General features: G+C 69.6%; 16 protein-coding genes, 1 pseudogene and 1 riboswitch. Of the genes and pseudogenes, 11 read left to right on the top strand and 6 right to left on the bottom strand.

All coding sequences use genetic code 11. The features are described from left to right. Positions 1-103: 103 nt before the first annotated feature. From ABZO29_RS15065 to ABZO29_RS15045, 5 genes are all read left to right on the top strand, one after another. A complete protein-coding gene (locus tag ABZO29_RS15065; protein ID WP_367320693.1) occupies positions 104-1351 on the top strand; it encodes an Ig-like domain-containing protein in 1248 nt (415 codons plus the stop codon). Positions 1352-1520: 169 nt separating this feature from the next. Then, on the top strand, positions 1521-2288 hold the full coding sequence (locus ABZO29_RS15060) for an enoyl-CoA hydratase/isomerase family protein (RefSeq protein WP_367320692.1): 768 nt from the start codon (positions 1521-1523) through the stop codon (positions 2286-2288). Positions 2289-2569: 281 nt separating this feature from the next. After that, the gene (locus ABZO29_RS15055) at positions 2570-3073 is read left to right on the top strand and encodes an ATP-binding protein (RefSeq protein WP_367320691.1); all 504 of its coding nucleotides are present in this window, start codon (positions 2570-2572) and stop codon (positions 3071-3073) included. A gap of 84 nt (positions 3074-3157) precedes the next feature. Further along, positions 3158-3934, top strand: coding sequence for a polysaccharide deacetylase family protein (locus ABZO29_RS15050; protein WP_367320690.1), 777 nt, complete (start codon positions 3158-3160; stop codon positions 3932-3934). Next, complete coding sequence (locus ABZO29_RS15045) at positions 3934-5115, top strand: YncE family protein (RefSeq protein WP_367320689.1); 1182 nt, start codon at positions 3934-3936, stop codon at positions 5113-5115. Before ABZO29_RS15050 ends, ABZO29_RS15045 begins: the two co-directional genes overlap by 1 nt. Here ABZO29_RS15045 and ABZO29_RS15040 read toward each other — a convergent pair. Next, on the bottom strand, positions 5082-5771 hold the full coding sequence (locus tag ABZO29_RS15040; RefSeq protein ID WP_367320688.1) for an N-acetyltransferase family protein: 690 nt from the start codon (positions 5769-5771) through the stop codon (positions 5082-5084). The genes ABZO29_RS15045 and ABZO29_RS15040 overlap by 34 nt on opposite strands. A 150-nt stretch (positions 5772-5921) precedes the next feature. On the opposite strand from ABZO29_RS15040, the pseudogene ABZO29_RS15035 reads away from it, so the two are divergent. Both ABZO29_RS15035 and ABZO29_RS15030 read left to right on the top strand, forming a co-directional pair. Next, positions 5922-6173, top strand: a pseudogene (locus ABZO29_RS15035) (MerR family transcriptional regulator); the annotation flags it as partial. A gap of 172 nt (positions 6174-6345) precedes the next feature. After that, on the top strand, positions 6346-6558 hold the full coding sequence (locus tag ABZO29_RS15030; protein WP_367320687.1) for an EF-hand domain-containing protein: 213 nt from the start codon (positions 6346-6348) through the stop codon (positions 6556-6558). A gap of 54 nt (positions 6559-6612) precedes the next feature. On the opposite strand, the gene ABZO29_RS15025 is transcribed toward ABZO29_RS15030, so the two are convergent. The 5 genes from ABZO29_RS15025 to gcvT form a co-directional block, all read right to left on the bottom strand. Continuing rightward, complete coding sequence (locus ABZO29_RS15025) at positions 6613-7155, bottom strand: MOSC domain-containing protein (protein ID WP_367320686.1); 543 nt, start codon at positions 7153-7155, stop codon at positions 6613-6615. Between the two features lie 47 nt (positions 7156-7202). Continuing rightward, the gene (locus ABZO29_RS15020) at positions 7203-8570 is read right to left on the bottom strand and encodes an L-serine ammonia-lyase (protein WP_367320685.1); all 1368 of its coding nucleotides are present in this window, start codon (positions 8568-8570) and stop codon (positions 7203-7205) included. Between the two features lie 85 nt (positions 8571-8655). Next, positions 8656-9921 carry a serine hydroxymethyltransferase gene (glyA, locus tag ABZO29_RS15015; RefSeq protein WP_367320684.1) on the bottom strand — a complete coding sequence of 422 codons (1266 nt, stop codon included), beginning with the start codon at positions 9919-9921 and terminating at the stop codon, positions 8656-8658. A 15-nt stretch (positions 9922-9936) separates the two neighbouring features. Beyond that, positions 9937-10314 (bottom strand): glycine cleavage system protein GcvH, encoded by a 378-nt coding sequence (gene gcvH, locus ABZO29_RS15010; RefSeq protein WP_367320683.1) that lies wholly within the window; start codon positions 10312-10314, stop codon positions 9937-9939. A 119-nt stretch (positions 10315-10433) separates the two neighbouring features. After that, positions 10434-11561: a glycine cleavage system aminomethyltransferase GcvT gene (gene gcvT / locus ABZO29_RS15005; RefSeq protein ID WP_367320682.1), complete on the bottom strand. Its 1128-nt coding sequence runs from the start codon at positions 11559-11561 to the stop codon at positions 10434-10436. A 147-nt stretch (positions 11562-11708) separates the two neighbouring features. Beyond that, positions 11709-11803, bottom strand: a riboswitch (glycine riboswitch). Positions 11804-11974: 171 nt separating this feature from the next. On the opposite strand from gcvT, the gene ABZO29_RS15000 reads away from it, so the two are divergent. From ABZO29_RS15000 to ABZO29_RS14985, 4 genes are all read left to right on the top strand, one after another. After that, positions 11975-12649: an AAA family ATPase gene (locus ABZO29_RS15000; RefSeq protein ID WP_367320681.1), complete on the top strand. Its 675-nt coding sequence runs from the start codon at positions 11975-11977 to the stop codon at positions 12647-12649. A gap of 114 nt (positions 12650-12763) precedes the next feature. Next, positions 12764-13558 carry an enhanced serine sensitivity protein SseB gene (locus ABZO29_RS14995; RefSeq protein WP_367320680.1) on the top strand — a complete coding sequence of 265 codons (795 nt, stop codon included), beginning with the start codon at positions 12764-12766 and terminating at the stop codon, positions 13556-13558. A gap of 120 nt (positions 13559-13678) precedes the next feature. After that, the gene (locus ABZO29_RS14990; protein ID WP_367320679.1) at positions 13679-14479 is read left to right on the top strand and encodes an enhanced serine sensitivity protein SseB C-terminal domain-containing protein; all 801 of its coding nucleotides are present in this window, start codon (positions 13679-13681) and stop codon (positions 14477-14479) included. A 354-nt stretch (positions 14480-14833) separates the two neighbouring features. Next, positions 14834-15832, top strand: a complete 999-nt coding sequence (locus ABZO29_RS14985; protein WP_367320678.1) for an ABC transporter permease — start codon at positions 14834-14836, stop codon at positions 15830-15832. Positions 15833-15839: the final 7 nt, after the last annotated feature.

The raw sequence follows: 15839 nt of genomic DNA, 5'->3' as shown, positions 1-15839 counted from the left end.
TGCGGGCCGCCGGGGGCGCCGATCATGCAGTTAATATGCGCTATCGCGCGAGCTGCTGCGCCGGGGTTGCGGGCCTGACCAGGCCCGGGGGAGGGAGAAAGACTTGAACGTGCGACCGATATCGGGGGCGTCGGTTGACGCGCGCGACCGCGGCCGCAGGGGGCTGTTGGCGTTGGTCCTCGGGGTGCTGCTGCTGGCCGTCACCGCCTGCGGCGGGGGCGGTGGGGGGTCCGACTCCAAGGACTCGAAGGGCAAGGCGGGCGGGGACTCCTCCACCGCCCAGAGCAAGCAGTCCGAGGCGGTCGTCACCATCACCCCGAAGGACGGCGCCAAGTCCGTCGACACGAGCGGTGCCCTCAAGGTCAGCGCCGCGAAGGGCAAGTTGACCGAGGTCGAGGTCAAGGACGCCAAGGGCACGAAGATCGACGGCACGATCTCCGCCGACGGCGCCAGCTGGACGCCCGCCTCGCACCTGGCCGCGTCCACCAAGTACCAGGTGCACGCGGTCGCGAAGGACTCCGAGGGCCGTACGGCCGCCGAGGACTCGGCCTTCACCACCCTGACCCCGGAGAACACCTTCATCGGCAGCTTCACGCCGGAGGACGGCTCCACGGTCGGCGTCGGCATGCCGTTCTCCATCCGGTTCACGCGGGGCATCACGCACCCGGAGGACGTCGAGAAGGCCATCACCGTCAAGACGGAGCCGGCCGTGGACGTCCAGGGCCACTGGTTCGGCAACGACCGGCTGGACTTCCGTCCGGAGCAGTACTGGAAGTCCGGCACCAAGGTGACGGTGAAGCTGAACCTGAACGGCGTCGAGGGCCGGCCCGGCGTCTACGGCAAGCAGTCCAAGACGGTGTCCTTCACCATCGGCCGCAACCAGGTGTCGATCGTCGACGTCAAGAAGCACAACATGAAGGTCACGCAGGACGGCAAGGTCATCAAGACCATCCCGGTCACCACCGGCAAGCCCGGCTACGACACCTGGAACGGCCAGATGGTCATGAGCGAGAAGCTCACGGTGACCCGCATGAACGGCGAGACGGTCGGCTACGGCGGCGAGTACGACATCAAGGACGTCCCGCACGCCATCCGCCTGACCACCTCGGGCACGTTCATCCACGGCAACTACTGGGGCGGCGGCGCCTTCGGCAACTACAACGCCAGCCACGGCTGCGTCGGGCTGCGTGACGTCCGGGGCGGCTACGACAGCGGCGTGCCCGCCGCGTGGTTCTTCAACCACTCGATGGTCGGTGACGTGGTCGTCGTGAAGAACTCCAACGACCGCACGGTCGACCCGGACAACGGCCTCAACGGCTGGAACATGTCGTGGGAGAAGTGGAAGGCGTAAGGCCTTCCAGACATACGGCCCGGCACGCGCCCCCGGTGTGAGGTACGGCACCGGGGCCGTTGCCGTTAGTCATGGTGCTGTGCCTGCCTGGGGGCAACCCCCAGACCCCCGGCCGGGTGTGATCGACCGCACCCGGCCGGTTGCCGTGAGTCATGGTTAACCTGCCTGCATGACCGTGAATCTCGAAGTCGCCGAGGGCGTCGGCACCCTCCGTCTCGACCGCCCGCCCATGAACGCGCTGGACGTGGCCACGCAGGACCGCCTCAGGGAACTGGCCGAGGAGGCCACGCGCCGCGAGGACGTACGCGCCGTGGTCGTGTACGGAGGGGAGAAGGTGTTCGCGGCCGGCGCGGACATCAAGGAGATGCATGCCATGGACCACGCGGCGATGGTCCTGCGCGCGAAGGCCCTGCAGGACTCGTTCACGGCGGTGGCCCGCATCCCCAAGCCCGTGGTCGCGGCCATCACCGGCTACGCGCTCGGCGGTGGCTGCGAGCTCGCGCTGTGCGCCGACTACCGCATCGCCGCGGAGAACGCGAAGCTCGGCCAGCCCGAGATCCTGCTGGGCCTGATCCCCGGCGCGGGCGGCACCCAGCGGCTGTCCCGCCTGATCGGCCCCTCCAGGGCGAAGGACCTGATCTTCACGGGCCGCATGGTGAAGGCGGACGAGGCGCTGACCCTGGGCCTGGTGGACCGCGTGGTCCCGGCCGCCGACGTGTACACCGAGGCCCACGCCTGGGCGGCGAAGCTGGCACAGGGCCCGGCGATCGCACTCCGTGCGGCGAAGGAGGCCGTGGACGCCGGTCTGGAGACGGACATCGACACGGGCCTCACGGTCGAACGCAACTGGTTCGCGGGCCTGTTCGCCACGGAGGACCGCGAGCGCGGGATGCGCAGCTTCGTCGAGGAGGGTCCGGGGAAGGCGAAGTTCCTCTGAACCTGTGAATCTCCGTCGAACCGCTTGCAGTTGACGCGATGTCTCATCCGGGTCCCTCGATGGGGCGGTTTATGGGAACCTTAAGACGACCTTAAGCCTGCCTTGTCGAGGGAGTCTGTCGATTGCCTCTGGACGAGACGTCGTCGCAGGTCGAAGGGGCTGTGACGAGCTCCGAAATACCATCGGCATATGCCAATCGCACCCCGCGGAGCCGTGGCTCCAGGGGGGTGTATTCCGCCGGAACGGCCACGGAGGTCGCCCGGGGCGGCCATGATGGGGGCATGGCGGGGCTGGAGGGCATCGAACAGCCGCGGGGGCACGGTCGTGCAACTGCGGCGCGCTGGTCGCCGGCGGTCGAGGACGACCGCGCACTGAAGGCGCTGGAGCTGTTCGGCAATCCCACGGAGGCAGAGGTTCCGCTTCCGTCCCGTCCCGAATCCGCGGCCACGGCCCGCCGTTTGACGCAGGTGGTGGTCCTGCGCCAGTGGTGCCTGACCCCCAAGATGACGGAAGACGCGGTGTTACTCGTCTCCGAACTCGTGGGCAATGCCGTACGCCACACCGGCGCCCGGATCTTCGGCCTCCGTATGCGCCGCCGCCGCGGCTGGATCCGCATCGAGGTCCGCGACCCCTCCCGGGGCCTGCCCTGCCTGATGCCGGTCCAGGAACTGGACATCAGCGGCCGTGGACTCTTCCTCGTCGACAAGCTCTCCGACCGCTGGGGCGTCGACCTCCTCCCGCGCGGCAAGACGACCTGGTTCGAAATGAAGGTGGCAGACCGCTGACGGTCCGAGGGGTGCCCTCTCCACGCAACCCGCAAGAGCCACCGTTCGGCCCAATCGCCCCTTTTCCACCCCATCCGCCCTTAAATGGTGCGGGTGACCACGACCGACCGCCGGACGGCCCTCCGCACGGGAGCCGGCCTCCTCGCCGCAGGCGCGTTCGCCGCCGGCTGCGCCACGAGCGGCGCCGTCGCACACCCCACCCACGCGGCCAATCCGGACAGCGAGACGGCCGCGCAAGCCGGCCCCCGCCTTTTCCCGGGCCTGCCCGCACAACTCACCCACGGCCCCCGCAACCACCCCCGCATCGCCCTCACCTTCCACGGCCAGGGCGACCCCGAAACCGCAGAAGCCCTCCTCACCGAGGCCGAACGCCACGGCGCCCGCCTCACCGTGCTCGCCGTCGGCACCTGGCTGGACGAACACCCCACCCTCGCCCGCCGCATCCTCGACGGCGGCCACGACCTCGGCAACCACACCCACCGCCACGTCGACATCAACGCCCTGCCCGAGGCCGACGCCGAGCAGGAGATCCTCGCCTGCGCGGACCGTCTGAAGCGGCTCACCGGCTCCATCGGCACCTGGTTCCGCCCCTCCCGGGCCGCCCGCGCCTCCCCGCTCGTCGAACGCCTGGCCAAGCGCGCGGGCTACCCCCACGTCCTGTCGTACGACGTCGACTCGCTCGACTTCACCGCGCCCGGCGCCCCCGCCGTCGCCCGCAAAGTCCTCGACGAGATCCGCAACGGTTCCGTGGTGAGCCTGCACTTCGGTTACCCGGACACGGTCGCCGCCCTCCCCGTCGTACTGGAAGAACTCGACCGCCGCGGACTGCGCGCGGTCACCACCACGGAGCTGCTCAGCTGATGCACCGGAACCTCACGAAAAGCGCCCTGATCGCGGCCGCCGCCCTCGTCGCCCTCGCCGCCTGCGGCTCCCACCCCAAGAGCGGGCCCACCGAGGCGGCCGGCAGCAAGGCCGCCGTCCCCGCGCCGCCCAGGAAGAAGAACGTCGTCCAGGGCCTGCCCGGCATGCCGCCCGTCCTGGACCCGAAGGACGTCTACGCCGCAGACCGCCCGAACAAGCTCTCCCCGGTGGTCAAGGACTTCCCGTCCCGTGTCTACGTCCCCAACACCGGGTCCGACACCGTGTCGGTCATCGACCCCGGGACGTACAAGATCATCGACACGATCCACGTCGGGCGGCAACCCCAGCACGTCGTGCCCTCCTGGGACATGAAGACGCTGTGGGTCAACAACAACCGCGGCCACACCCTCACCCCCATCGACCCGAGGACGGGAAAGGCGGGCAAGCCGGTCGAGGTGCACGACCCGTACAACCTCTACTTCACGCCCGACGGCAAGTACGCCGTCGTCATGGCCTCCCTCGACCGCGAACTGGTCTTCCGCGACCCGCACACCATGAAGCGGATCAGGACCGAACCGGTGACCTGCTACGGCGTCAACCACGCCGACTTCTCCCTCGACGGCAGGTACTTCATCGTCTCCTGCGAGTTCAGTGGCGAACTGCTCAAGGTCGACACCGAGAAGATGAAGGTCGTCGGGCAGCAGAAGCTCCCCTTCCACGGGGCGATGCCCCAGGACGTCAAGATCTCGCCCGACGGGAAGAGGTTCTACATCGCCGACATGACGGCCGACGGGGTCTGGGTCCTGGACGGCGACAGGTTCACCAAGCCTGCCCTCCTGCCCACCGGCAAGGGCGCCCACGGCCTGTACATCAGCCGCGACTCCCGCGAGATGTACATCTCCAACCGCGGCGAGGGCACCGTCTCCGTCTTCGACTTCACGCAGAGCAAGCTCACCAAGAAGTGGCGCCTGCCGGGCGGCGGCAGCCCCGACATGGGCGGAGTCTCCGCCGACGGCAAGGTGCTGTGGCTGTCCGGGCGTTACAACGCCGAGGTGTACGCCATCGACACCCGCACCGGCGCCGAGCTCGCCCGCGTCCCCGTCGGCAGCGGCCCGCACGGCCTGGCGGTCTACCCGCAGCCGGGCCGCTACTCACTGGGCCACACGGGCATCTTCCGCTGAGGGCGAGGCAGCACCCGCTGGCCGGCGACGAACAGCGCCTCCGAACCCACCGGCAGATAACCGGCCGCCTGGAACGCCCGCAGACTGCGGGCGTTCCCCGCCGACACCTGGGCCCACACCGGCTCGCCCCCGCTCAGCTGCCGCGCCGCCGTCACCAGGGCACGTCCCAGCCCCCGGTGCCGTACCCCCTCCGCCACCTCGACGGCGACCTCCAGCCGTCCCGCGACCCCGCGCCCCAGGACGAGCACGCCCCCCTGCGCCGTCCAGACCCGCACATCGTCGCGTCGCTTCCGGGAGCTGACGACCCGCGGATGTTCCGGATCGTCGACCTTCCGCAAGGCCACTGACGGCTCTCCCGGCAGCGGGGAACCGACGGTCATCACGTCGATGGTGTCGGTCCTGCGGCCCGTACGGTCCATGAAGGCCGCCAGGAACCGCGCGTTCATCGTCGCCGCGAGCGCGTCGCAGTCGACGCCGCGCAGCGTCTCGTACACCCACTCCGGGTCCTCGTCCGTGCAGACCACGGAGTGCGCGGTGAAGGCGAAGACGCCGGCGTCCCGGTGGGAGTGCTGGGGTACGACGGTCGTCGTGCCGTCCGGCGGCGGGAAGACACCGCGCGCCGCCGCGTCCAGAATGTCCCGCAGCGTCTCCGCCATCGCCCCCGCACTCCTCGCTTGAGTCTCCACCCACTGGAAGGCCCAGACTCGCAGACATGATCGATGACGGCACCGGACTGACCGTGCGCACCATCCGCTACCGAACACTTGTCCAGTGCTCCACGCTTCAGGGCGGAGGTGTAGGGCATCGTGCTGTCGACCGTGGCGCGACGCGGCTCCACCGCAGAGGAGATGACCCTGATGAACAAGCTGGCGCGACTGTCGGCGGCCGAACGGCGCTGAATCGTCGGGGACTTCATGGCGGAGATCTTCGAGGGGCTCGACACGGCGGATCCCGACATCCGCACCCGGCTGCGGTTCGCGGCCGCCCAACTGCCGGACGATCCCACCCCCGAGCAGGTGAACGCGTGGGTGGAGCTCGCCGAGCTGATCCAGAACCCAGCCGGACGTGCGAGCTGTCGGTCATCCTGAACGGTCTCTGTCCCCAGCCGTCGTACGAGGAGGAGTTCTCGTGGGTGGTCGCTGCGCCGCGCGCTCTGGCGGGCCGTTAATCTGACCTGCGTCAGCACGACAGCGAGAAATACCGCAAGGTACGAGGAAAAGGGGCGGATCGGTGGCGGACATCGACGAAGCACGCAAGCATTTCCAGCGGATCGACACTGACGGTGACGGCTTCGTCACCGCCGCCGAGTTCAAGACCGCCCTGGCCCAGGAGGGCGACTGGAACGTCACCGAGTCGGTCGCCGAGGCCATCATCAAGACCCGTGACCTGAACGGCGACAAGGTCCTGTCGTTCGACGAGTTCTGGGCGTACCTGAGCAAGTGACGTGAGCGAACGGGGCGTCCGGCAGGGCGCCCCACCCGGAGTTCCGCGCCCAGGTCACACGATCTGCAAGGGCCTGTGCGGCCCGTTCGGCACCTCGACCGTGATCGGGTCCCCGGGCCGCACCACGCCGCCGCTCAGTACGACGCTCATGATCCCGGCCCTGAAACGCACATCGCCCGCGGCGTCCCGCCCGACGACCTGCTTCAGCAGCCCCTTTTGAAAGTCGTCGATCTGCGCACACGGATTCCGTAGCCCGGTCACCTCGACCACGGCCGCCTCCCCGAGCCGCAGCAGTGTCCCGGCGGGCAGCCCCAGCAGATCGATCCCACGCGTGGTGACGTTCTCCCCGAGTTCCCCGGCCGCCACCTCGAACCCGGCCTCGCGCACCTCGTCGAACAGCTCCGCATGTATGAGGTGCACCTGCCGCAGATTCGGCTGCGAGGGATCCCTCCGCACCCGAGACCGATGCTTCACGGTCACTCCACCGTGCACGTCCCCCTCCACCCCGAATCCGGCGATCAGCGTGATGCCGTCGCGGTTGGGCTTGGTGAACGAGTACACCCCGTTGCTGCTGACCGCACTGACCGTCCCACCCATACCTGGAAGCTCCCCGTCCTCGTTCACCCTGGCGCAGCCGCGCCGGATCAGCACTCGATGATGTTCACCGCCAGCCCGCCCCGCGCCGTCTCCTTGTACTTCACGCTCATGTCGGCGCCGGTGTCCTTCATCGTCTTGATGACCTTGTCCAGGGACACCTTGTGCGAACCGTCGCCCCGCATGGCCATGCGGGCCGCCGTGACCGCCTTCACCGCGGCCATGCCGTTGCGTTCGATGCACGGGATCTGGACCAGGCCGCCCACCGGATCGCAGGTCAGGCCCAGGTTGTGTTCCATGCCGATCTCGGCGGCGTTCTCGACCTGCTCCGGAGAGCCGCCGAGCACCTCCGCCAGGGCGCCCGCGGCCATGGAGCAGGCGGAGCCGACCTCGCCCTGGCAGCCGACCTCGGCGCCGGAGATGGAGGCGTTCTCCTTGAAGAGCATGCCGATCGCGCCGGCCGCGAGCAGGAAGCGGACCACGCCGTCCTCGTCCGCGCCCGGGATGAAGTTGATGTAGTAGTGCAGGACCGCGGGGATGATCCCGGCAGCGCCGTTCGTCGGGGCGGTCACGACCCGCCCGCCGGCCGCGTTCTCCTCGTTCACGGCCATCGCGTACAGCGTGATCCACTCCATGGCGTGGGCCAACGGGTCGCCCTCGGCGCGCAGTTGACGTGCCGTCATCGCAGCGCGACGGCGTACCCGCAGACCGCCCGGGAGGATGCCCTCGCGGGACATGCCGCGCGACACGCACGCCCGCATCACGTGCCAGATGTCCAGCAGGCCGCAGCGGATCTCCTCCTCGGTGCGCCAGGCCCGCTCGTTCTCCAGCATCAGCGAGGAGATCGACAGGCCGGTCTCCTTCGTCAGGCGCAGCAGCTCGTCACCCGTGCGGAAGGGATACTTCAGGACCGTGTCGTCCAGCTTGATGCGGTCCGCGCCGACCGCTTCCTCGTCGACGACGAAGCCGCCGCCGACCGAGTAGTACGTCTTCTCCAGGAGTTCGGCGCCCTGCGCGTCGTACACCCGGAGCGTCATGCCGTTCGCGTGGTACGGGAGTGCCTTGCGGCGGTGCAGGACCATGTCCTTGTCGAAGTCGAACGCGATCTCGCGCGTGCCGAGGAGACGCAGCCGCCCCGACTCCTTGATCTGCTCCACCCGTTCGTCCGCCGTCTCCACGTCCAACGTCCGCGGCGAGGCGCCCTCCAGGCCGAGCAGCACCGCCTTGGGTGTGCCGTGCCCGTGGCCGGTCGCGCCCAGGGAGCCGTACAGCTCGCTGCGCACGGAGGCGACGGAGCCCAGCAGGTCCTCGTTGCGCAGCCGGCGCGCGAACATGCGCGCCGCGCGCATGGGGCCGACCGTGTGGGAGCTGGACGGGCCGATGCCGATCGAGAACAGATCGAAGACCGAGATGGCCACGGTGACTCCTCAATACGGGGGGTGGTGCGGGGAGTGGGGGTGCCACGCCCACCTTCGAGTGTGCGTGGCACCCCGCAAAAAGGAACTACTTGTTCAGAACGGGGTACAGCGGGTGTTTGTCGGCCAGTGCCTTCACGCGGGTCTTCAGCGTCTCCGCGTCGTACGAGGGCTTCAGCGCCTCCGCGATGACGTCCGCGACCTCGGCGAAGTCCTCGGCGGTGAAGCCGCGGGTGGCCAGGGCGGGCGTACCGATGCGCAGGCCCGAGGTCACCATCGGCGGGCGCGGGTCGTTGGGGACGGCGTTGCGGTTGACCGTGATGCCGACCTCGTGGAGGCGGTCCTCGGCCTGCCGGCCGTCCAGCTCGGAGGCGCGCAGGTCGACCAGGATCAGGTGCACGTCGGTGCCGCCGGACAGGACGTTGACGCCGGCCGCGCGGGCGTCGGGGGCGGTCAGCCGCTCGGCGAGGATCTGCGCGCCCTCGACCGTGCGGCGCTGGCGCTCCTTGAACTCCTGCGAGGCGGCGACCTTGAAGGAGACCGCCTTCGCCGCGATCACATGCTCCAGGGGACCGCCCTGGAAGCCCGGGAAGACGGACGAGTTGAGCTTCTTGGCGAAGTCCTTCCTCGCCAGGATGATGCCGCCGCGCGGGCCGCCCAGCGTCTTGTGGGTGGTGGAGGTGACGACATCGGCGTACTGCACCGGGTTGGGGTGCAGACCGGCCGCGACCAGGCCCGCGAAGTGCGCCATGTCGACCCACAGGTACGCCTCGACCTCGTCGGCGATGCGGCGGAAGGCGGCGAAGTCCAGCTGCCTCGGGTACGCCGACCAGCCCGCGATGATCACCTTCGGCCGGTGCTCCTTGGCGAGCCGCTCGACCTCGGCCATGTCGACCAGGCCGCTCTCCACGTCCACGTGGTAGGCGACCACGTTGAACTGCTTGCCGGAGAAGTTCAGCCGCATCCCGTGGGTCAGGTGGCCGCCGTGGGCCAGGTCCAGGCCCAGGATGGTGTCGCCGGGCTGGGCCAGCGCGAACAGCGCGGCCTGGTTGGCGGAGGCACCGGAGTGGGGCTGCACGTTGGCGTACTCGGCGCCGAACAGCTCCTTGATCCGGTCGATCGCGATCTGCTCGGCGACGTCGACGTGCTCGCAGCCGCCGTAGTAGCGGCGGCCCGGGTAGCCCTCGGCGTACTTGTTGGTCAGCACCGAGCCCTGCGCCTCCATGACCGCGAGCGGAGCGAAGTTCTCCGAGGCGATCATCTCCAGCGTGGACTGCTGACGGTTCAGCTCGGCGTCGACCGCGGCGGCGATCTCCGGGTCGAGCTCGTGCAGGTGTGTGTTCAGAACGGACATCGGGTGAAGGGCTCCTCAGCCGGCGGTGTGGGCGGCGTACTCGTCGGCGGAGAGCAGGTCGGCCGGCTCCTCCGCGACGCGCACCTTGAACAGCCAGCCGCCCTCGAAGGGGGCCGAGTTCACCAGCGACGGGTCGTTCACCACGTCCTCGTTGATCTCGGTGATCTCGCCGGAGACCGGGGAGTACAGGTCGGACACGGACTTGGTGGACTCCAGTTCGCCGCAGGACTCGCCCGCGGTCACCGTGGAGCCGACATCGGGGAGCTGGGCGTAGACGACATCACCGAGCGCGTTGGCCGCGAACTCCGTGATGCCGACCGTCGCGACGCCGTCCTCGGCGTCCGACAGCCACTCGTGCTCCTTGCTGTAGCGCAGCTGCTGGGGGTTGCTCATGGCCTGAATTCTCCTGTAGGCGAGGGAGTGCTGATGAATGAGGCACTGCTGTACACGCTTGTGAGCAGCGGAAATGTGCGCGGAGTCACGTTCGGATAGCCGGCCGCCGCGCCCAGTCTCTACTTCTGGCGCTTGTAGAAGGGCAAGGCCACGACCTCGTAGGGCTCGTGGCTGCCTCGAATGTCCACGCCGACGCCGGGCGTGCCGGGCGCCGAGTGCGCCGCGTCGACGTAGGCCATGGCGATCGGCTTGCCCAGCGTGGGGGAGGGCGCGCCGGAGGTGACCTCGCCGATCACCTCGCCGCCGACGACGACCGGGTACCCGGCGCGCGGGACGCGACGGCCCTCGGCGACCAGGCCGACGAGGACGCGCGGGGGGTTCTCCTCGGCGCGGGACGCGGCCTTCCGCAACGCCTCGCGCCCCACGAAGTCGCCCTCCTTCTCGAACTTCACGACCCGTCCGAGCCCGGCGTCGAAGGGGGTGAGGGAGGTGGAGAGTTCATGCCCGTACAGCGGCATGCCCGCCTCCAGGCGCAGCGTGTCCCGGCAGGACAGCCCGCACGGGACAAGGCCGGCCGGGGAGCCCGCCTCGGTCAGTGCCTGCCACAGCTTCTCCGCGTCGGCCGGGGCCACGAACAGCTCGAAGCCGTCCTCGCCCGTGTAGCCGGTGCGCGCGATCAGCGCCGGGACGCCGGCGACCGTGCCGGGCAGACCGGCGTAGTACTTCAGCCCGTCGAGGTCGGCGTCGGTGAGGGACGCGAGGATGCCGGGGGACTCGGGGCCCTGGACGGCGATCAGCGCGTACGCGTCCCGGTCGTCGCGCACCTCGGCGTCGAAGCCGGAGACGCGCTCGGTCAGCGCGTCCAGCACCACCTGGGCGTTGGAGGCGTTGGCGACGACCATGTATTCCGTCTCGGCGAGCCGGTAGACGATCAGGTCGTCGAGGATGCCGCCGTCGGCCCGGCAGATCATGGTGTAGCGGGCGCGGCCGGCGCCGAGGGAGGCGATGTCGCCGACGAGCGCGTGGTTCAGGAAGGCGGCTGCCTGCGGTCCGGTGACGGTGATCTCGCCCATGTGCGAAAGGTCGAAGAGACCGGCCCGGGTGCGTACGGCGTTGTGCTCGTCGCGCTCGGAGCCGTAGCGCAGGGGCATGTCCCAGCCGGCGAAGTCGGTCATCGTGGCGCCGAGCGAGCGGTGCACGGCATCGAGTGCGGTGCGACGCTTCTCTGCGGGTTCGGTACTGCTCATCGGTCGGTCGTCTCCAAAGGCATGACGGGCGAGGTCGTTCCTCCCCATCTGTCATCGGAACCTGAGAGGTTCGCCATGACCGCACAGGGGTCCTGGCTTGCACCTTGGGTGGAGCCGCTGTCGCAGCGGCCCGCTTTTCAGATGTGCCTCGCCCGCGCGGTAACGGGGCCTGAGAGATTCAAGGGAGGGACTTGCTCCTTCGGCGTCCCAGCCAGGGCTGGGAACTCTCCCGCGCGGATTCGAACGGCCGGTATGCAGTTGGCGCCGACATCATTGCACGCCCGGCACCGATTGCGGCAGGCCGCATCTGTAACCAGCCTGTGGCGGTACGCGCACGAAAACGCGAGACATCTGCCATTACCTTCTCTTTACGCTCGGTGGGGAAGGTACTTACCCGACCTCAGGGGAGGACGATGACGGTGAACAGGACCACGGTGTACGCGACGACCTCGGGCATGGCGCTGCCCAAGCAGCCCACGGCCCCGGCCCTCGAGGGGTGCGGCCCGCTCCCCGCACCCGTGGTCCGCGACCTGCGCGAGCGCTCCGGCCGCAGCCCGCACGCCCTGCTCTTCGGTCCCCACGACCTGGTCGTGATCACCGGACTGCCCGGGAGCGGCAAGTCCACGCTCATGAAGCGGACGGTGAAGGGAACACGCATCGACTCCCAGGACACCCGCGACCGCTGGGACGCCCGCATGCCCCGCTTCCTGCCGTACGCGCTCTACCGTCCCCTCGTCCGCCTCGCGCACTACGCCGGACTGCGCCGCGCCCTGCGCACGGGCGACGGCGTCGTCGTGCACGACTGCGGCACGCAGGCCTGGGTGCGCGGCTGGCTCTCCCGCGCGGCCCGCCGCCGCGGCGGCACCCTGCACCTGCTCCTCCTCGACGTCGCCCCGGACACCGCACTCGAGGGCCAGCGAGAGCGCGGCCGCGGCGTCTCGCGCTACGCCTTCCTGCGCCACCGCACCGCGGCCGGCCACCTGCTGCGCTCCGTGGAGAAGGGCGACCTGCCACAGGGCTGCGGCTCGGCGGTCCTCCTGGACCGGCAGGCAGCGGACACACTGCGCAGGATCGGCTTCACGGGCTAGGTGCGGGCCAGGTGTGCTCACCGGACCAGGTTGGTGACGCGGGCGGAGTCCCCACGGGCCCGTACCGGTTAGCCTTTCCAGCCACAGCAGTGGTTCCCAGCAGGCGGTAGAGAAATGGACTTCCCGGCGGACCTTCCCGCGGACTTCCCGATACAGGCGCACCCCCATCCGCACGGCGGGTGGCCCGGCAACGAGTTGGAGGAGGTGCTCTCCGCCTCCGTCGGCATCCCGACGGCCGGCGGCCGGATCGTCGAGGTGCTCGGCCGCAGCTTCGTGTGGGTGCCGCTGCCCAACGGCGGCGGCCCGCACAGCGGTCCCCTCGACCTGCCCACGCTGGAGATCGAAGGGCAGGCGTACGTCCCCGTCTTCAGCTCCGAGGAGCAGTTCCGGCACGTCGTCGGCTCCCACATGTCGTACACCGTCGCGCCCGCCGTGGAGTTCGCCCGCGGTCTGCCCCCGCAGGTGGGCATTGCCCTGAACCCGGACGGCGTGGTCGGCATCCCGCTCCCGCCGCCCGCCGTGGCGGAACTGTGCCGCGTGGGCCGCACCCCGCTGGACGGCCCCGCCGGCGGCGGCCGCGTCCGCCTCTTCGAGCCCGACTGGCAGGACGACCCGGTCGACTTCCTCGCCGCGGCTTCGGCCGAGTTCGCCGAAACGGGCGTCGTCCTCACGGCCCGCCGCTGCCTGGCCGCCGTCGAGACGGCCGACCCGGTCCTGTTCATAGGCGTGGAGGTGTCCCAGTGGGAGGGCGACCTCCGCACCGTTCCCATGGAGGCGCTGTCCCGGGCCCTGGCCGGGACAGCGGTGAAGTGGCCGGTCAACCTGGTCCTGCTCGACGTGGCCCAGGGAGATCCGGTGGCGGACTGGATGCGGGAGCAGGTACGCCCCTTCTATACGAGGGATTACTAGCGACTTCGCCCGCACTCGCCAACCCTCGACAACGCCCGAGCTCTTGGGCGCCTGTTGCGGGTGGAGCAACCTAAGCTGGTTTCATATCCGGGGGCCAGGACATCTGAAGGGCGGTTAAAGGTGAGCGCAAGCGGCACTGCCGCGACCGGGCAGGTCGAGCACATGCTGCGCCAGGTGACGCCCGGGCGCTACGACGCCTACGAGGCGCTGCTGCGCGCGCTCGCGACGCCGTCCTCCGGCCAGGTCTGGATGCTTCTCTGGCACGGCCAGGCCGGCTCCCCGGACGCCCAGTACGGGAACATGGAGGTCGACGGCTACGGTTACGCCCCCTGTGTCACCTCCGCCCAGGAGCTCTCCGCCAGCGGCTGGAACCGCTCGTACGAGGTGGTCGACGGAGTCGACGTCGCCCGCACCCTGTACCCGGACCACTACGGCCTCTGGCTGAACCCGCACGCCCCGGGTGGCGGCGTCGGCATCCCCTGGCTCGACCTGCGCCGCATCGCGACGGGCCTGGACCGCCAGCCGGCAGGCCCCCTGCGTCTCTCGGAACCCGGTATCGAGATCCCCCAGTTCTACGCCCTGCTCGCGCAGAACGCCCACCGCACCCCGGCGGTCCGCGGGCTGCGCCGCGCCTGGGTGCAGCCGGCGCTCGGCGCGCCGTACCTCGCCATCGGCCTGGACGTGTACGACACCTCGCCGACCGCCGTCGACTCGGTGCGCTCGATGATGCAGCAGTCCATCGGCGCGGTCCCGGACGGTCTGCCCGTGTCGACGGTCGCGATGTCCGACGACTACGACCCGGTCGTGCTGTGGATGCGGGCCAACGCCCGCCCCTTCTACGACCGCGAGGCCCATGCCCCCGCCCCCGCCCAGGCACCGGCGGCCGGGTACGGCTATCCGGGTCCTCCTGGGGCCTACTGAGCCATGTGGTCATGATGTGACGCCTGTCACCCGCTGATGCGCGGCGGAGTGACCGGTGGGTCAGGCGCGTCCGCAGGGCGAAGCGTTGCGTTCGGATAACGGAATGCCCAGGTCGGCATCACGGTTGCGCATACTTTCTCTGCCAGACCTGGCGTGTGATCGTGAGCGCGTTGAAGACTCGCCTCTCAGACGCGAGGTCATCGATCCTCTGAACGAGTGCCGATCGGCATCAAAAGGATCAATTGGACAGTTGGGCCGCACCATCGGCGCAGGCCGCGTAGTAGGTAAGCGAACGAAGCCGCCGACAGCGGCGGACAAAGGCCGGTCACCACCGGCGAGAGGGGTCGGGTCACTGTGACCGCACCGATCGAGACCACCGGAGCGGCAGCCGAGGCGCAGCCGGAGGCTGTGCTCACCGGCGTCGCGAAGGGGCAGATCGAGGGCCGTTCCCTGGGGCAGATCGCCTGGTCCCGTTTCAAGAAGGACAGGGTGGCCGTCGCGGGTGGGGTCGTCGTGATCCTGCTGATACTGATCGCGATCCTCTCGCGCCCCATCCAGGCGGTCTTCGGCCTCGACCCCAACGCCTTCCACCAGGACCTCATCGACCCCAACACCTCCCTGCCCAAGGGCGGTTTCGGCGGCATGAGCTGGGACCACCCGCTCGGTGTCGAGCCGAAGTTCGGGCGCGACATCGCCACCCGCATCCTGGAGGGTTCCTGGGTCTCGCTGGTCGTCGCGTTCGGCGCGACGATCCTGTCCAACACGATCGGCGCGGTCCTCGGTGTGGTGGCCGGTTACTACGGCGGGCGGGTCGACACGATCATCAGCCGGCTGATGGACACCTTCCTCGCCTTCCCCCTCCTGCTGTTCGCCATCGCCATCTCCGCCACGCTCCAGGGCGGTGCCTTCGGCCTGGAAGGCCTGCCGCTCCACATCAGCGTGCTGATCTTCGTCATCGGCTTCTTCAACTGGCCCTACCTGGGACGTATCGTCCGGGGGCAGACCCTCGCCCTGCGGGAGCGCGAGTTCGTCGACGCCTCACGGGGCATGGGTGCCAAGGGGCCGTACATCCTCTTCCGGGAGCTGCTCCCGAACCTGGTCGGCCCGATCATCGTCTACTCGACGCTGCTCATCCCGACCAACATCCTCTTCGAGGCGAGCCTCAGCTTCCTCGGCGTCGGCATCCAGCCCCCGCAGGCTTCGTGGGGCGGCATGCTCAATCAGGCGGTCGACTACTACCAGGTCGATCCCCAGTACATGATCGTGCCCGGTCTTGCCATCTTCGTGACCGTTCTGGCATTCAATCTGCTCGGCGACGGTCTCCGTGATGCTCTCGACCCGCGCAGCCGCTGACCTGCGG

Origin of the sequence: Streptomyces sp. HUAS ZL42, from assembly GCF_040782645.1 — a bacterium.
Lineage (GTDB): Bacteria > Actinomycetota > Actinomycetes > Streptomycetales > Streptomycetaceae > Streptomyces.
This window is presented reverse-complemented; position numbering and strand designations above follow the sequence as displayed.

Excerpts from the sequence above, each read along its gene's own strand:
- ABZO29_RS14995 (WP_367320680.1), top strand. The coding sequence starts at position 12,764 with ATGGACTTCCCGGCGGACCTTCCCGCGGACTTCCCGATACAGGCGCAC.
- glyA (WP_367320684.1), bottom strand. The coding sequence starts at position 9,921 with ATGTCCGTTCTGAACACACACCTGCACGAGCTCGACCCGGAGATCGCC.
- gcvH (WP_367320683.1), bottom strand. The coding sequence starts at position 10,314 with ATGAGCAACCCCCAGCAGCTGCGCTACAGCAAGGAGCACGAGTGGCTG.
- ABZO29_RS15050 (WP_367320690.1), top strand. The coding sequence starts at position 3,158 with ATGGTGCGGGTGACCACGACCGACCGCCGGACGGCCCTCCGCACGGGA.
- ABZO29_RS15025 (WP_367320686.1), bottom strand. The coding sequence starts at position 7,155 with ATGGGTGGGACGGTCAGTGCGGTCAGCAGCAACGGGGTGTACTCGTTC.
- gcvT (WP_367320682.1), bottom strand. The coding sequence starts at position 11,561 with ATGAGCAGTACCGAACCCGCAGAGAAGCGTCGCACCGCACTCGATGCC.
- ABZO29_RS15000 (WP_367320681.1), top strand. The coding sequence starts at position 11,975 with ATGACGGTGAACAGGACCACGGTGTACGCGACGACCTCGGGCATGGCG.
- ABZO29_RS15045 (WP_367320689.1), top strand. The coding sequence starts at position 3,934 with ATGCACCGGAACCTCACGAAAAGCGCCCTGATCGCGGCCGCCGCCCTC.
- ABZO29_RS15060 (WP_367320692.1), top strand. The coding sequence starts at position 1,521 with ATGACCGTGAATCTCGAAGTCGCCGAGGGCGTCGGCACCCTCCGTCTC.
- ABZO29_RS15055 (WP_367320691.1), top strand. The coding sequence starts at position 2,570 with ATGGCGGGGCTGGAGGGCATCGAACAGCCGCGGGGGCACGGTCGTGCA.
- ABZO29_RS15040 (WP_367320688.1), bottom strand. The coding sequence starts at position 5,771 with ATGGCGGAGACGCTGCGGGACATTCTGGACGCGGCGGCGCGCGGTGTC.